The sequence below is a fragment of the Paenibacillus sp. J31R120 genome (assembly GCF_056269225.1).
Genome location: NZ_JBWDNN010000012.1, coordinates 88,343 through 103,405, shown reverse-complemented (window position 1 = coordinate 103,405; position 15,063 = coordinate 88,343). Strand labels below are relative to the sequence as shown.

Below are 15,063 nucleotides of genomic sequence, written 5' to 3'. Positions count from 1 at the left end.
TTATGCAGTATTAGTTAGCGTTAATTGCACGGTAGATAATAACTGCTGCTTGCGCGCGTGTTGCGTTTGCATTTGGAGCAAACTTGCCGTCGCTGCCTACAACGATTTCTTTGCTAGCTGCGAATGCAACGCCAGCTTTCAACGTTTCGTTGATTTGAGCTGCGTCAGAGAATACTGCCAGAGCTGCATCGATATTAGCAACATCTTTCGAACCATTTACCAGTTGCAGTGCACGAGTGATCATTGTAGCCATCTCAGCACGCTTGATAGGAGCGGATGGATCGAATTTCGTAGCAGTTTTGCCTTTGATAATGCCTTTATCTGCTGCTGCTGCTACATAAGGAGCAAACCAGTCGCTTGCATTTACATCAGCGAAGTTTTCAGTAGCGGAGCCGTTCTCCAGATCAAGAGCACGAACCAGCATTTTAGCGAATTCAGCACGAGTTACATTTGCATTCGGATCGAATACGCCGTCTGCCTTGCCATTAATCGCACCTTTAGCTGCTACCACTTCAATAGCACGGCCAGCCCATGAAGATACATGTGCAATGTCGCCGAATGTTACTTTGTTTTCAACAACAACATAAGAAGAGAAGCTGTCACGGGACTCAATCACCGAAGTATCCGTTACACGACCGCCGTGGAACTCAAGTCCGCCTTCAACGATCTTAGCTACGGACAACAGTTCTTTGTCCAGGCCAGTAGTGCTGCCAAGCGGAATGCTGATTACGATCGGACGGTCAAAGCTTGTAGTTGCTACGCCACCTACGGAAAGGCTGAAGTCATATACTTGGGAAGCAGCTTTCAGGCCGCCCAAAGCAGCTTCATTAGCATCGGATTTTTTGAATCCAAAGTCAATTTGCTTGGAGAACGTGCCGCCGAATGGCAACTCAACACCGAATGCTCCAACTTTCAAGGAGAATGCAGGAACCTTTGCTTTAATTGCAGCTTCTACAATCTTAGCCGACAACTTAACTGCAACTTCATTTTCAGTTACATCACCAGCGTTAGCTGTTAGTTTCGGAGCATCATAAGATACGCCAGCAGCATCTTGAAGTTTTGCGATAACAGCGCCGATGCTGTTAAGAGCAATTACAGTGTTAGTTTCATCAAGGCTAACCGTTGCTTTACCTTCAACAATATCAACCTTTACAGAGATAACAGCCAGCTTTTTAACAAGATCGTCCACTTGCTTGACTGCATCTTCAATCAGCTTCGCTTTTTCTTCTTCGGTTGCTGTAGCAAGTTTTGCTTTCAGATCCGAAAGGTTATTAATAAGAGTTTGTGCTTCAGCTGTAATCGTGTTGTCTACGATTGGACCAGCTTCACCAGTACCGCCGCCTGATGTGCTATTGATTCTCTTATAAACTTCATATAGTGCTGCCGCAGCTTTATTGAACAAGCTATTATCATTAACCGCCGCTTTTCCAGCAGACACAACAGCCACAACATCTTCAGTTGTTACTTTATATTCCAGGAACACTTTTTCAATCGCGTACTTATTATTAGGAATAGCAGCCAACACTTCTTCGAACAGGCTGTTCACACCCTCAGCATCACCCAAAAGATCTAGCAGTTGAACAAGAGACTTTTTGTTAACAATTTTGAAAGTTTCATCTTGAATAGCCAAGAAATAACCAGCAATATCATCAACTGTCAGATCAGGCACACCAACTTCTGTAGCGTATCCTTGAATCAGATCGTGATGTTTTACACGGAACTCTTCAAGCTTCGCTTCGGATGGTGCGAAAGTCAGTGCAATTGCATCGACAAACACATTTTTCAAAGCATCCTTCTTTTCTTGTGCATCTGGAGCATCAGCATCGACAAGCTTATTAACGATTGGAGCTACAACCTGTCCTTTTACAGAATCCTCAAGACCATTCAATGCATCGCGGAGATCTCTAAGAGCCTGTTTCTCCTCTGCCTTAAGGGCTTTTTCAACGCGTTGCAACTGCTTAATGATTGCTTGGTTAGGGAACTTAACAGCTTCTGCCGCATAAGCAACATTACTTACTCCCAGCTTTTCTGCCAAACCTTTGTTGCTAAGCGGAATGCCTGCGAATGCAGACATAGCAACGCTTGCCGCAATTGTAGTTACTGCTAATTTTCTTCTTAAAGTCACTTTCTCTCACCTCTATAATTAGTTTAGGTCCCCATCGCAAAGATGAAAGACTAGTAAAACCGAAAGCCAACTTACTTCCCTATGTAGGAATCTTGTAGGTCTTGGATGCCGTTCCTTCTACTTCTTGAAGAAGAAAGAATAGAACTTTTTTATATGAAAACCTGTCGAAGTGCTCGCTTGCGGAGCTTCCTCGAACGGGTTGTCCACCAAGACGGCGGCCGCGTTTCTCTTCAGATACTCGGACCATTGTTCACCCATGGATTTCTCTATTGCCTGATAGGCCTCCTGCATGCGAAATCCGCGACGCTCCACATGATGAGCATCGGAGGATACGATATGGATATTGCCGCTTCTCAGGAGCGACCATGCAGCCTGCTCGATTCGCTTTCCGAATCCGCCAAGCAAAGAGTGGGTTGTGACCTGGGCGTATGCCCCCAGTTCAATCAATTCAGTCAATCTGCCGGGATGCTGCACAACCTCCGCATTGCGCTCTGGATGAGCGATAATCGGCTTCAGCTTCAGAATGCCCAGCTCATGAATGAGTTCTGTCATCACCCTCGGAATACGAGACGAGGGCATTTCCAACAATACGTACGCAGAGCCGGCCAATGTTAACAGCTCGCCTCTGTGCCACGCTTCCAACAAATCGTCATGTACGCGTATTTCTTGCCCCTGTGCGATTCGAAGGGACATTCCCTCTGCAGAAAATCTGTCATTCAATGTCTGCACGTGCCTGGACACATCCGCAGCAGCATTGATATAGACTCCATTTGCATGATGAGGAGTTGCGATAATGACGTCGATCCCCTCCGCAATAGCCGCATGAGCCATCTGAAGAGAATCCTGAACATTTTGAGCGCCATCGTCTAACCCGGGTAGAATGTGTGTATGGATATCTATCAATTGATTCACGTCTTCCTGCTAGAATTGGTGTCAATCTAGTTATCGGCAAAAATTGACCAATACTTTATCAGGATTGACATTCATAGCAGGTAACATATCCCGGTCTTCTTAATACCTATCAGTATATCCCACTATTTCCATCCTGGTAAAGTCAAAAACTGACAATTTGGCGCCTGAGTCGAGCTTTTTTTCAGAATTTGTTTAGATTTTGTCGAGAAATTATTTAGAACTCACTCTACTATATAACGCTATGAAGGGTCATTTGGTTGCACTTTCCAGAAAACTTTTTTTTCAAAAAAATACCCCACTGCTGTGGGGCATTGATTTTAACCTGTATTTTAGGCTGTTTTGAGACAGCTACAGCTCTCTCATATGAGGGAACAACAGGACATCACGGATGGACGGAGAATCCGTCAGCAGCATGACCAGACGGTCAATACCGATGCCCAGACCGCCCGTTGGCGGCATGCCATACTCCAGCGCGCGGATGAAGTCATCGTCCATATCATGCGCCTCGTCATTGCCCTGCTCCTTCTCCTCCAGCTGCGCCTCGAAGCGCTCGCGCTGATCGATTGGATCATTCAGCTCTGTGAACGCATTCGCGTGCTCACGCGCCACGACGAACAGCTCGAAGCGGTCCGTAAAGCGCGGATCAACGTCGTTCTTCTTCGCCAGCGGCGAGATCGCAACCGGATGTCCCGTTACGAAGGTTGGCTGAATAAGAGTCGACTCGCAGCGCTCCTCGAAGAAGGCATTTAGAATATGGCCGAACGTCATGTGCGGTTCTACAGGAATCTTATGTTCCTTTGCAAGGGCATGCGCTTCTTCATCCGTCATTTGAACGCTGAAGTCAACGCCCGTTACCTCTTTGACAAGGTCGACCATGCTGACTCTGCGCCATTGCGGCGTAAGATCAACGTCATGTCCTTGATACTTGATCTGGGTCGTGCCGAGAACCTCTTGTGCAATGTGCGCAATCATATTCTCGGTAAGTGCCATGATATCCTTGTAGTCGGCATAAGCCTCGTACAGCTCAATCATCGTAAATTCAGGGTTATGGCGCGTAGAGATGCCTTCATTGCGGTAGACGCGTCCGATCTCGTATACCTTCTCCAAGCCTCCGACAATGAGGCGCTTCAAGTGAAGCTCAATGGCAATACGCATATACAACTGCATGTCCAGAGCATTATGATGCGTGATAAATGGACGCGCAGCAGCGCCCCCTGCAATAGAATGCAGCGTAGGCGTCTCCACTTCCAGGTAGCCTAGGGAATCCAGATAACGGCGCATCGATTGGATGATTTTGGAACGGGAGATGAACGTCTGTTGAACATCCGGGTTCACAATCAGATCGACATAACGCTGGCGGTAGCGCAGCTCCACGTCCTTAAGGCCGTGATGCTTATCCGGAAGCGGCAGCAGTGACTTCGTCAGCACGTCCACTTCAAGAGCCTTAACCGACACCTCGCCCGTGTTCGTCTTGAAGACAACGCCCTGTACGCCTACGATATCGCCGATATCGAGCAGGTCGAATGCCGCGAATTTGTTCTCGGCTACGGAATCCTTGCGGACATAGATTTGGATACGGCCTGTCAGATCCTGAATATGAGCGAAAGCAGCCTTGCCCATACCGCGCTTCTGCATAATACGGCCGGCGATGCTGACTTTATTGCCTTGCTCCTCCAGCTCTTCCTTGCTTAATCCTTCATAGGCGCTCAGAATGTCCTTGGCATTATGCGTACGCTCGAATTTCTGGCCGAACGGGTCTACGCCTAGTCCGCGAAGCTCATCCAGCTTGTCTCTACGAATTTGCAGAAGTTCGCTCAGCTCCTGCTCGCTGTTCTGGTTGTTATCATGTTCCACTTTCATTCATCTCCTTAATACATTCGGCAAACGCTCAAAAAGCTTCCGGCAAGGAAGCTTTCGAAATCGTGAATCGCACACCTTATTTTTTGATATCGATAATCTTATATTGAATAATGCCCGCCGGAACGTTAACCTCTACGACTGTGCCCTTCTTCTTGCCCAGAATCGCTTTGCCAACGGGACTTTCATTCGAAATTTTGTTCTGGAGCGGATCAGATTCCGCTGTGCCGACAATCGCATATTCCATCGTATCGCCGAACTCCAGATCTTCTACCGTAACAATCGATCCAATGCTGACGGTATCGATATCAATGTCATCATTATTAATGATGCGGGCGTTGCGAAGCATCTTCTCCAGCGTAATAACGCGGCCTTCGATAAAAGCTTGCTCGTTCTTCGCATCCTCATACTCCGAGTTCTCGCTAATGTCGCCGTAACCGATCGCGACCTTGATCCGCTCGGCTACTTCACGACGTTTCACCGACTTCAGATACTCAAGCTCCTCTTCAAGCTTCTTCAACCCGTCCTGAGTCAGAATGATTTGCTTATCGTTCATCTTTCCGATTCTCCTGTCGTGTGACTAATTTTTCATACGTTGTATGAATTCACTGTTACTTAATATATTACGCATGATGACCATCATACCTGCTGGTGACTATAGTGTCTTGCAACTATTTGTTAGATTATATTGCACGATTATATTGCATGGTAACTTGAATGTCAATCGGAGCCAGCCCCGCCATTGAAACCGTTTCACTTCCCCGCCAAAAAGGAAAGACGACGACAAGCGGTTATTGTCGACCATTGTCGAATAACCGCCTGACGTGTCTTTCCCATGGGTTAATGTACAGGTTCCTCCGCTGCGCGGCCGGACGTTCCGGCTTCTGAGCCAACGCCCTCATTCTCCAGCGAATGGATGTAATTCTCCAGAATCGTCACCATACGGTCGCGACCTGTCTCCTCCATAATGACATCCTTCACGCGGGCGCCTCCAGGCAGCCCCTTCAGATACCAGGCCAGATGCTTGCGCATCTCTCTTACCGCTACCGCCTCGTTCTTCAGTGCGATCAGCCGGTCCAGGTGAAGAATCGCCACATCCATCTTCTCCCGCGGGGTCGGATCGCCCAGGAGCTCTCCGGTCGACAGATACTGGATCGTGCGGTACAGCATCCACGGATTGCCCAGCGCGCCGCGTCCGATCATAACGCCATCTACGCCGGTATGCTCTAGCATCCGCTTGGCATCCTCAGGCGAGAATACGTCACCGTTGCCAATAACAGGAATCGATACCGCTTGCTTGACGTCTCTTATAATGTTCCAGTTCGCCTTGCCGGTATACTGTTGCTCGCGGGTGCGTCCATGCACGCTGACGGCGCTGCCGCCCGCTTTCTCTACCATCCGTGCGTTCTCAACTGCGTACACATGCTCGTCATCCCAGCCGATCCGCATTTTCACCGTTACGGGCTTGTCGACGGCATCCACTACCGCGGATACCATTTCATATATTTTATTAGGGTCCAGCAGCCAGCGCGCCCCTGCGTCGCACTTGGTCACCTTTGGCACCGGACAGCCCATGTTAATATCGATAATATCGGCATTCGTCTGCTTGTCGACGACCTTAGCTGCTTCAACCAGCGATTCACGGTCGCCTCCAAAGATCTGCAAGCTGAGCGGCTTCTCCCGCTCGTCTACGAACAGCATCTCCATCGTGCGCTTGTTGCCGTGCAGAATCGCCTTGTCGCTTACCATCTCCGCACATACAAGCCCTGTGCCGAACTCCTTGGCAATCAGTCGGAAAGCCGGGTTGCACACGCCTGCCATCGGCGCCAACACCACTCTGTTTTTCATCTCGATGTCTCCGATTTTCAGCATGCGGCTCCTTACTCCTCCTTCATGGTCATGAGTTCCTCATAGCTGATCCCCAGCGTCTTCGCGATATGGTTGAGCAACTTGGGATCATTCTTCCGTGTGCCTCGCTCCAGCGATCCCAGCACCGCTACCGATACGCCAAGCTCCTTGGCCAGCTCTAGCTGTGTATAGCCCTTCAGCTTTCGAAAGGCTCTGACGCGCTGCGCCAATTGATTGTTTTCCATAACGTGATGCCTTCCTTTCCTTCCCGAAGCGCCGCATAAGACGCAGCCTGAACCCCTTCGTGCAAAGGATGCGAATTCGAGATCACATCATGCAAGGGAACAAGCACGAACGCCCGCTCCATCATGCGCGGATGCGGCAGCGTCAGCTCCTCTTGATCCATTCTGACATTATCGTATAGGAGAAGATCGAGGTCAATGGTTCTTGGTCCCCAACGTTCATGTCGAATTCTCCCGAGGAGGCGCTCCTGCTCCAGCTGCTCGCGCAGCAGAGCCAAGGGCTCTAAGGTCGTGGACACGGCAATCACCATGTTCAGAAAAGAAGGTTGATCGGTATAGCCGACCGGCTCCGTCTCATACATGCCCGATACGCGCAGCACGCGGATATCCGGATGGGAATCGATGCGCTCGATCGCATCCATCAGCAGCTTGTCGCGCTCCCCCATATTGGAGCCAAGGGCAATATAAGCTTCGGCGCCTGCGGCTTTATGCTCGTACGATTCGGCCATCGGCATCCCGCTTTCTCGCCAGCTCGATCGTCACCCCGTCAAAGTGGATATCGAACGGCGGATGCGGCTTCGTCACACGGACGGTGACGTCATTGATCATAGTATAAGCTTCCAGTACACGCGATGCAATGTGCCCTGCCAGCGCTTCAATCAGCTTGAAGGGGGCCCCTTCCACAATCGACTTCGCCAGCGCGTGCAGCTCTGCATAATTCACGGTACAAGTGAGGTCATCCGTATTGGCGGCCTGCTCCAGGTCGATTCCCAGATCCAGATCGACATAGAATTGCTGCCCCAGCTTGTTCTCTTCCGGGAATACGCCGTGGTATCCATAAAAGCGCATGCCCTTTACGATCATTCGGTCCATGTTATGTCGTGCTCCTTCCGGTTTGCAACTCTCGCCTATACGGCTCGGTCGCTATCACTATCCGCGATAGAGGATCGCGTCTGTCATTAATGCCGTGCGCTTGATTGCCTGCACGTCATGCACGCGTACGATCTGGCAGCCCCGCGCGATGCCTAGGGCTACCGTCGCCGCCGTTCCCTCAACGAGCTCATCCACTGGCAAATCGAGCGTCTGCTTGATGAATCGCTTGCGCGACGTGCCCAGCAGCACCGGGTATCCAAGCTCATTCAACTCGTCCAGACGATCGAGCAGCTCCAGATTATGTTCATAGGTCTTGGCAAAACCAATACCGGGATCAAGCCATATTTGCTGTTCATCTACCCCCGCTCTGCGGGCCAAGCCAACGCTAGCTTGGAGATCCGCCAGAACATCGGGAACAAAATCAGTATAATCCCTCGCATGACGATTATGGCTAATGATGACCGGCGCCCCATACTCCGCTGCCACAGCCGCCATATCAGGGTCGCCCTTCAGCCCCCAGATATCATTAATGATATGAGCGCCCGCTTCCAGACACTGGCGTATCGTTACGGCTTTATAGGAGTCTACCGAAATTGCGACCTCCGGAAGGGCCTTGCGGACGGCCGCGATGACCGGCAGCACCCGCTTAAGCTCTTCTTCCGCGCTAACCGCCTCGAAACCCGGTCTTGTCGACTCGCCGCCGATATCCAGAATATCCGCGCCCGCAGCCACCATCTCCTTGGCATGAGCAACCGCTCGTTCCACATCGTTATAGCGGCCTCCATCCGAGAACGAGTCCGGTGTTGCGTTCAAGATTCCCATAATTAGCGTACGTGTGCCCAGCTCGAGCTTTACACCGCCGCCCAAGTCGTAGGATCGCTTCCAATAAGTCGGTCTAGTCTTCATCATCTGTCACGTCCCTCCTGCTCAATCGTCTCTACCGGCTAGCATACCCTAATCTGCCAACCGCCCATTATACGGCGGTCGCTTCCCGGTATCCGCCCGGTACAGCGCCAGCAGCTTCATCGTCACCGGACCGGCTGAACCGCCGCTCATCTCCATTCTCGTGTCGGAATCATAGCGCGTTAGCTGTGTAATAGGAACCAGCTCCTGAATGGAATTGGTCATCCAGATCTCATCGGCCGCTGCAAGCTCTTCCCACCGATAATGGCCTTCCTCTGCTACATATCCCGCTTCTGCAGCAAGCTCCAATACACGCTGTCTAGTGATGCCGGGCAATATTCCCGTGTCAATAGCAGGCGTTCGGACGATGCCTCCACGGAAGAAAAACAGATTGCTTACGATTCCTTCAGACAGCCAGCTTTCCCGAGTCAGCATTAGCCCTTCAGCTCCCGGCTGTGCCGGCATGGGATGTGCGTCCTCTTCGCCAGCCAATCCGAGCAGCTCTCTCTTCGCCATAATATTGTTCATATAATGAAGCGATTTGAATCGCACCGATCCTTCCGGCGTATTCCGCATGGTACGCAGTAGGCGCAGCTCTTTGCCAGATCGCATCGCTTCCTCATTCACTGGGGGCAATTCCTTCACAAGCAAGATGATATTCGGCTGCTCATAATCTCCAGTCGGCAGTCCCAGCGCGCCTTCCCCGGCGCTTACCGTCAACCGTATGTAGCCATCCTTCAACTCATTCTCTCGCAATAGTCTGCTTATCCAGGCCTCCAGCTCACCGATACTCATACCGAAAGGAATGCCCAGCTCCGTACAGCCCGCCTTCAAGCGCTCCATATGCCGCTCTAGCAAATAGGCCCTTCCCTTGTAGGTACGGAACGTCTCGAACAAGCCCAGACCGTACAAAAAGCCGTGATCATAGACTGAGATCACAGCTTGGTGTGCTTCAACCACATTACCGTTCAGACCGATCTTCATTGCACAACGCCGGACCGGTGGCGCAGGAAATTGCGAAGCATCGTATGCCCATGGTCCGTAATAATGGACTCCGGATGGAATTGCACGCCCTCGATCGCATACTCCTTATGCCTCAGCCCCATAATTTCGCCCTCTGCCGTCTCCGCACTGATCTCCAGGCAATCCGGCAGCGTCTCCCTGCGAACGATTAGAGAGTGGTAGCGCGTCGCTGTGAATGGCGACTCCATACCATCGAAGATCGACTTGCCGTCATGCAGAATCGGGGATGTCTTGCCGTGCATCAGCTTCTCCGCGCGCACAACCTCGCCACCGAACGCTTGTCCGATCGACTGATGGCCGAGACAAACGCCGAATATCGGAATCTTTCCTTTGAAATGGTCAATCAGCGACAGGCTAATACCCGCCTCATTCGGCGAACAAGGTCCCGGCGAGATCAGGATATGATCAGGCGCGAGCTCCTCAATGCCGGCCAGATCGATCTCATCGTTCCGCTTGACGATGATCTCCTCTCCCAGCTCGCCCAAGTATTGCACCAGATTGTACGTGAACGAATCATAGTTATCGATTACGAGTATCATGCTCCACATCCCCTTTGTCCGAACCTATTTATAGAAGCAAAGCTCTTGGGTCCTTATTGCTCCGATTCTCTGTCTGCGAACCGCTCGCTATACTGAATCGCCTTCCACAGCGCCTTCGCCTTGTTCATCGATTCCTCATATTCTCGGTTCGGGTCCGAGTCGATGACGATGCCCGCTCCAGCTTGAATATGAACGGTTCCATCCTTTATAGCCATCGTTCTAATAATAATATTAAATTCCATATCCCCGTTATAGTCAATCCATCCCATCGATCCCGTATAGGGACCTCTGCGCACAGGCTCCAGCTCTTCAATGATCTCCATCGTACGGATCTTCGGAGCGCCGGTAATGGTACCTCCAGGGAAAGTCGCCGCAATGACATCATAGGCATCCTTGCCTGCGGCAAGCTCTCCATCTACCTGTGACACCAAATGCATGACATGAGAGTATCGCTCGATGACCATCAGTTCCTTCACCTTGACCGTTCCGTAGGTGGAGATACGGCCCAAATCATTGCGCTCCAGATCGACCAGCATAATATGCTCAGCCCGCTCCTTCTCATTCGTGCGCAGCTCTTCGGCGAACAACAAATCCTCTTCCTCCGTGCGTCCCCTTCTGCGCGTACCCGCGATCGGGCGCGTACCCAGCTGGCGTCCCTTCAGCTCGACTAGCAGCTCCGGCGAAGCCGATACCAGCTGGAAGTCCGGCGAGCGCAGCATACCCATATAGGGCGACGGGTTGAATAGTCTGAGCCATTCATACAGCTCCTCTGGCGGTGTCGACACGGCTTTGGACTGCCGCTGGGCCAGATTGACCTGGAATACGTCTCCTTGCCCGATATAGCGCTGTATAGCCCGCACAGCGTCCATATACATTTCCTTGGAAGTAGGAGACTCAATGCCCGGTATCGTATTGACGTCTATATGAAGCGATTCCCCGTCCATATAGGCCAGACGGCTTGCTTGCAGCTTCTCCGCACTCGCGCGCGCCTTCTCTTCCTCGAACCAGGTCAGCCAATAATCCGCCATTCCCTCCGCTCTCAGCGAGGCCTGATCATAGACAGCCTTCAGTTCCTCATCCGATTGGCCGAACGACACCGGACTATGTACGACGCAATAGACGACGCTTCGCTTATGATCGACGACCCAGATCTCATTCATTCTCAAGAACAAATAATCTGGCAAGCCGGAATCATCCTTCGCAATCTCCGGCAGACGCTCGATGCTGCGCACAATATCATAGCTCCAGAAGCCCGCGCAGCCGCCCAGCCACTTCGGCCCGTCAGCATCGGCGAGCCGAGGTCCCTTACCGTCGCTCATCCATGCGCGGACCACCTCCAGCGGCTTACCCTTCCACTGCCTGCGTCCCTGTGACTGCTCGTCCAGTCCACGGAAGTCAATCGACTCCGCTTGCAAGCCTTTGCCCTTGATGACGCTGTCCGGATGCAAGCCCAGATAGGTGAATCTTCCGTCCTTGCCGCTCTCCAGCACAAAGGCATACGGCGATGCGTCCTGCCAAGCCTCCTCCCAAGAGACGACCTTGCCCCCAGGCTCCCTCTGAAGAGACAGCTCCTTCACTAGCGGCAGTGTTGTATAGGTTTGTTCGGCGCGCCACCGAATCCACTCTTCCCAAGCGGTGACCATCTTGTAAATCCCCCGATCCCTGATGCTTATTTCGCTCAGTATACAGAAATGCCCGGCAAAAGAAAAGCGCCTTCCATCCCGAAGAATGAAAGGCCCTTCTTATCGTTAGCTTTATAAAAGCAACAAAGCGATTAGTTCTCGAAGTTGAACAGAGGCGTACTCAGGTAGCGCTCGCCGTTGCTTGGTACGATAGCGACCACGCGCTTGCCTTTGCCCAGTTCTTTCGCTACCTTCAGCGCTGCATAGATCGCTGCGCCGGAGGAGATTCCGCACAGAATGCCTTCTTCTTTCGCCGCACGACGCGCGTATTCGAACGCATCCTCATTCTCAACGGTAATGATACCGTCATAGATCTCACGGTTCAAGATATCCGGAATGAAGTTCGCGCCGATACCTTGAATTTTATGAGGACCAGGGTTGCCGCCGGACAGAATCGGGGATGCTGCAGGCTCAACCGCATAAATTTTGATATCCGAGTAGTTTTCCTTCAATACTTCACCAGCGCCGGAGATTGTTCCGCCTGTGCCGATGCCCGCAATGAAGGCATCGAGCTTGCCGTCCAGGGAGTTGATCGCTTCCACGATCTCAGGTCCTGTCGTCTCGCGGTGGATTTTCACGTTCGCTTGGTTTTTGAATTGCTGCGGAATGAAGTACGACGGGTTCTCTTGAACCAGCTCTTCCGCTTTGCGCACTGCGCCGTTCATGCCTTCGGAGCCTGGCGTCAGCACCAGTTCAGCACCGTAAGCGCGCAGCAAGTTGCGGCGCTCGATACTCATCGTCTCTGGCATAACGAGAATGGCTTTGTATCCTTTGGCAGCCGCTACAAGAGCCAGGCCGATGCCTGTGTTGCCGCTTGTAGGCTCAACGATCGTGTCGCCCGGCTTAATGCGTCCTTCTTGCTCCGCCACTTCGATCATGCTGATCGCAATGCGGTCCTTCACGCTGGCACCCGGATTCTGGTACTCCAGCTTCACATAAATTTCCGCGCTATCTTCCGGCACGAGACGGTTCAAACGAACAAGGGGTGTATCTCCGATCAGATCTGTTACGCTTTGTACAATTTTGGCCATGGAATGAAAGTCCTCCTTATTCCGACTAAAATAGTTGGTTTTTGACTAATTACATCTTAACAATGTCGCGCCAATGTTGTCAATAGTCACTTTTGCTTTCTATTGGAAAAAAACGACCGCGCTCCCAGCACGGTCGTGTTCACTTCATCACCATCGCATCATATCGCTTCAAGAGCTCGTCCTCTACGACATTCAGCGGCTTGGCCCGCTCCAGTGCAAGCTGCCTTCGCGCCTGCTCGAACAGCCGGTCGCTGGCCAGATTGGACGTCGACTTCCGGCCCGCCAGCTCGATAATCGCGTAGCCTTGCTCCGTCAATTCGATTGGACCGGCTATCTCCGCTACTGCCATTCCAGCTGCAGCAACTAGAACCTCTTCATCATAAAACGGATCATCCGCGTCGATCATACCCAGATCGCCACCGTCTTCGGCTGTAAATTGATCATTGGAGTAAAGTCTCGCCATGGCAGCGAACGATTCCCCGTCCATCAGCTTCGCCAGCACGCTCTCCGCCTGCTCCCTGGTGTTCGTCACAATCCAGCGCAAATGAAATTGCAGCTGCGGCTCGAACTGCTCCGGGTGATCCTGCATATAGCGATCCACCTCATGGTCGGCGACCGTTATATCCTTAATCGTAATATGTTCCAGCAGCAATCGGTAACGGTACTCCTCTTGAATCTGCTCCTTGGACAAACCAAGCTGCTCTTTCATCATGGAATAGAAGGACTCTTCGTCCCCGTAGCCCTCAGCGGCGGCGGCGATCTCCCGGTCCAGCTCCTCCTGCGAGATGCGAAGGCCCGTAGCCTTCGACTCCAATTCAAGTGCACGCCTCAGCATCATGACGTGGAGCACTTCGTCACCATATTGCTTGTACAGCTCGCTCGTGAGCTCGGAACCGGTAATGGGCTGACCTCCCACCGATGCAACAGGCTTCTGCCCGCTCCCCTCCGTACCGGTCGGAGCCGGCGGAGAAGTCTGCTCACCCTGCTCGTTTCCTCTTAACCCAGGCAGGGGCCATACCTTAACCATCACCATGCCCGTCAGAGCAATCATACAGACGGCTTGAAGGATGACCACAGCCTTCAGAACCTCATTTCTCTTCATGGCCTGGACTGCCTTTCTATTATTGAACCGGCTTCGGCTTTGCTTGTACCAGCAATTGCTCCAGCCGCTCCTTGCCGAACGAATACTTCTCATTGCAGAAGTGGCATACCACTTCCGCCTTTGCATCATCCTCAATAATCATGCGCAGCTCGGATTCGCCGAGACTGATTAGCGTCTGCTCCACTCTATCCTCGGAGCACTGGCATTTGAACACTAGCGGCATCGTATCATGAATGACCAAGTCCTCTTCGCCTACGAGCCACTTCAGCAGATCCTCCGGCGTCTGGCCTTGCGCCAGCAGAGTCGTAACCGGCGGCATTTTCGCCACAGCTTGCTCCAGGCGCGTAATCTCGGCATCTGTCAGACCCGGCATTAGTTGAACGATATATCCGCCTGCATGCAGCACGGAGTTGTCGTTCTCTACCAATACGCCAACGCCTACTGCCGATGGCGTCTGCTCCGATACAGCGAAGTAATACGTGAAATCCTCTGCAAGCTCTCCCGAGATCAGCGGAACGCTGCCCCGGTACGGCTCCTTGAGACCGAGATCCTTCGTCACGTGGATATACCCGGAAGTACCTACCGCTCCGGCCACATCGAGCTTGCCTTTCTCATTACTGCCATGATGCGCCTGCGGATGATCGACATAACCGCGAATCTCTCCGTCAGCGTTGGCATCCACAACAACCTGACCGATCGGACCGTCGCCCTTCACTTGAATCGTCAGTCTTTCCTTGCCCTTCAGCATCGCGCCCATCATCGCGCCTACCGACAGTGTACGGCCCAGAGCCGCCGACGCAGTAGGGAACGAATCGTGACGGCGCCGCAGCTCCTCTACGATATGGGTTGTACGGGTCGCGAATACGCGAATCTTCCCACCCCAAGCCGTGCCCCGCACCAATATGTCCTTCAGCTGCTCTTCCATC

At 52.2% G+C, this 15,063-nt stretch carries 15 protein-coding genes; all 15 read right to left on the bottom strand.

Features of this window, described 5'->3' with window-relative positions; translation table 11 throughout:
- Positions 1-10: 10 nt before the first annotated feature.
- The gene (locus tag AC0YNW_RS27380) at positions 11-2,125 is read right to left on the bottom strand and encodes an S-layer homology domain-containing protein (RefSeq protein WP_475834559.1); all 2,115 of its coding nucleotides are present in this window, start codon (positions 2,123-2,125) and stop codon (positions 11-13) included.
- A 117-nt stretch (positions 2,126-2,242) separates the two neighbouring features.
- Entirely contained in the window at positions 2,243-3,037 is a 795-nt protein-coding gene (locus AC0YNW_RS27375) for a tyrosine-protein phosphatase (protein WP_387479909.1), read from the bottom strand.
- 348 nt (positions 3,038-3,385) lie between these two features.
- Complete coding sequence (lysS, locus tag AC0YNW_RS27370) at positions 3,386-4,897, bottom strand: lysine--tRNA ligase (protein WP_475834558.1); 1,512 nt, start codon at positions 4,895-4,897, stop codon at positions 3,386-3,388.
- Positions 4,898-4,973: 76 nt separating this feature from the next.
- Positions 4,974-5,450, bottom strand: a complete 477-nt coding sequence (gene greA / locus AC0YNW_RS27365; protein ID WP_387479911.1) for a transcription elongation factor GreA — start codon at positions 5,448-5,450, stop codon at positions 4,974-4,976.
- A 284-nt stretch (positions 5,451-5,734) separates the two neighbouring features.
- Positions 5,735-6,766 carry a tRNA dihydrouridine synthase DusB gene (gene dusB, locus AC0YNW_RS27360; protein WP_475834557.1) on the bottom strand — a complete coding sequence of 344 codons (1,032 nt, stop codon included), beginning with the start codon at positions 6,764-6,766 and terminating at the stop codon, positions 5,735-5,737.
- An 8-nt stretch (positions 6,767-6,774) separates the two neighbouring features.
- Positions 6,775-6,987 carry a helix-turn-helix domain-containing protein gene (locus tag AC0YNW_RS27355; protein ID WP_116050149.1) on the bottom strand — a complete coding sequence of 71 codons (213 nt, stop codon included), beginning with the start codon at positions 6,985-6,987 and terminating at the stop codon, positions 6,775-6,777.
- Positions 6,939-7,493, bottom strand: a complete 555-nt coding sequence (folK, locus tag AC0YNW_RS27350; protein ID WP_387479913.1) for a 2-amino-4-hydroxy-6-hydroxymethyldihydropteridine diphosphokinase — start codon at positions 7,491-7,493, stop codon at positions 6,939-6,941. The genes AC0YNW_RS27355 and folK overlap by 49 nt, the downstream gene beginning before the upstream one ends.
- A complete protein-coding gene (gene folB / locus AC0YNW_RS27345; RefSeq protein ID WP_475834556.1) occupies positions 7,471-7,857 on the bottom strand; it encodes a dihydroneopterin aldolase in 387 nt (128 codons plus the stop codon). The genes folK and folB overlap by 23 nt, the downstream gene beginning before the upstream one ends.
- Before the next feature lie 57 nt (positions 7,858-7,914).
- A complete protein-coding gene (gene folP / locus AC0YNW_RS27340) occupies positions 7,915-8,763 on the bottom strand; it encodes a dihydropteroate synthase (protein WP_475834585.1) in 849 nt (282 codons plus the stop codon).
- A 48-nt stretch (positions 8,764-8,811) separates the two neighbouring features.
- Positions 8,812-9,744, bottom strand: a complete 933-nt coding sequence (locus AC0YNW_RS27335; protein WP_475834555.1) for an aminotransferase class IV — start codon at positions 9,742-9,744, stop codon at positions 8,812-8,814.
- On the bottom strand, positions 9,741-10,322 hold the full coding sequence (gene pabA / locus AC0YNW_RS27330) for an aminodeoxychorismate/anthranilate synthase component II (RefSeq protein ID WP_475834554.1): 582 nt from the start codon (positions 10,320-10,322) through the stop codon (positions 9,741-9,743). The genes AC0YNW_RS27335 and pabA overlap by 4 nt, the downstream gene beginning before the upstream one ends.
- Before the next feature lie 53 nt (positions 10,323-10,375).
- Positions 10,376-11,965 carry an anthranilate synthase component I family protein gene (locus AC0YNW_RS27325; protein ID WP_475834553.1) on the bottom strand — a complete coding sequence of 530 codons (1,590 nt, stop codon included), beginning with the start codon at positions 11,963-11,965 and terminating at the stop codon, positions 10,376-10,378.
- 131 nt (positions 11,966-12,096) lie between these two features.
- Entirely contained in the window at positions 12,097-13,035 is a 939-nt protein-coding gene (gene cysK / locus AC0YNW_RS27320) for a cysteine synthase A (protein WP_387479918.1), read from the bottom strand.
- 139 nt (positions 13,036-13,174) lie between these two features.
- Positions 13,175-14,137 carry a peptidylprolyl isomerase gene (locus AC0YNW_RS27315; RefSeq protein ID WP_475834552.1) on the bottom strand — a complete coding sequence of 321 codons (963 nt, stop codon included), beginning with the start codon at positions 14,135-14,137 and terminating at the stop codon, positions 13,175-13,177.
- A 19-nt stretch (positions 14,138-14,156) separates the two neighbouring features.
- A complete protein-coding gene (gene hslO / locus AC0YNW_RS27310; RefSeq protein ID WP_387479920.1) occupies positions 14,157-15,062 on the bottom strand; it encodes an Hsp33 family molecular chaperone HslO in 906 nt (301 codons plus the stop codon).
- Position 15,063 lies beyond the last annotated feature (1 nt).

Coding starts and splice junctions, on each gene's coding strand:
- lysS (WP_475834558.1), bottom strand. CDS start 4,897: ATGAAAGTGGAACATGATAACAACCAGAACAGCGAGCAGGAGCTGAGC.
- greA (WP_387479911.1), bottom strand. CDS start 5,450: ATGAACGATAAGCAAATCATTCTGACTCAGGACGGGTTGAAGAAGCTT.
- dusB (WP_475834557.1), bottom strand. CDS start 6,766: ATGCTGAAAATCGGAGACATCGAGATGAAAAACAGAGTGGTGTTGGCG.
- AC0YNW_RS27355 (WP_116050149.1), bottom strand. CDS start 6,987: ATGGAAAACAATCAATTGGCGCAGCGCGTCAGAGCCTTTCGAAAGCTG.
- folK (WP_387479913.1), bottom strand. CDS start 7,493: ATGGCCGAATCGTACGAGCATAAAGCCGCAGGCGCCGAAGCTTATATT.
- folB (WP_475834556.1), bottom strand. CDS start 7,857: ATGGACCGAATGATCGTAAAGGGCATGCGCTTTTATGGATACCACGGC.
- folP (WP_475834585.1), bottom strand. CDS start 8,763: ATGAAGACTAGACCGACTTATTGGAAGCGATCCTACGACTTGGGCGGC.
- AC0YNW_RS27335 (WP_475834555.1), bottom strand. CDS start 9,744: ATGAAGATCGGTCTGAACGGTAATGTGGTTGAAGCACACCAAGCTGTG.
- pabA (WP_475834554.1), bottom strand. CDS start 10,322: ATGATACTCGTAATCGATAACTATGATTCGTTCACGTACAATCTGGTG.
- AC0YNW_RS27325 (WP_475834553.1), bottom strand. CDS start 11,965: ATGGTCACCGCTTGGGAAGAGTGGATTCGGTGGCGCGCCGAACAAACC.
- cysK (WP_387479918.1), bottom strand. CDS start 13,035: ATGGCCAAAATTGTACAAAGCGTAACAGATCTGATCGGAGATACACCC.
- AC0YNW_RS27315 (WP_475834552.1), bottom strand. CDS start 14,137: ATGAAGAGAAATGAGGTTCTGAAGGCTGTGGTCATCCTTCAAGCCGTC.
- hslO (WP_387479920.1), bottom strand. CDS start 15,062: ATGGAAGAGCAGCTGAAGGACATATTGGTGCGGGGCACGGCTTGGGGT.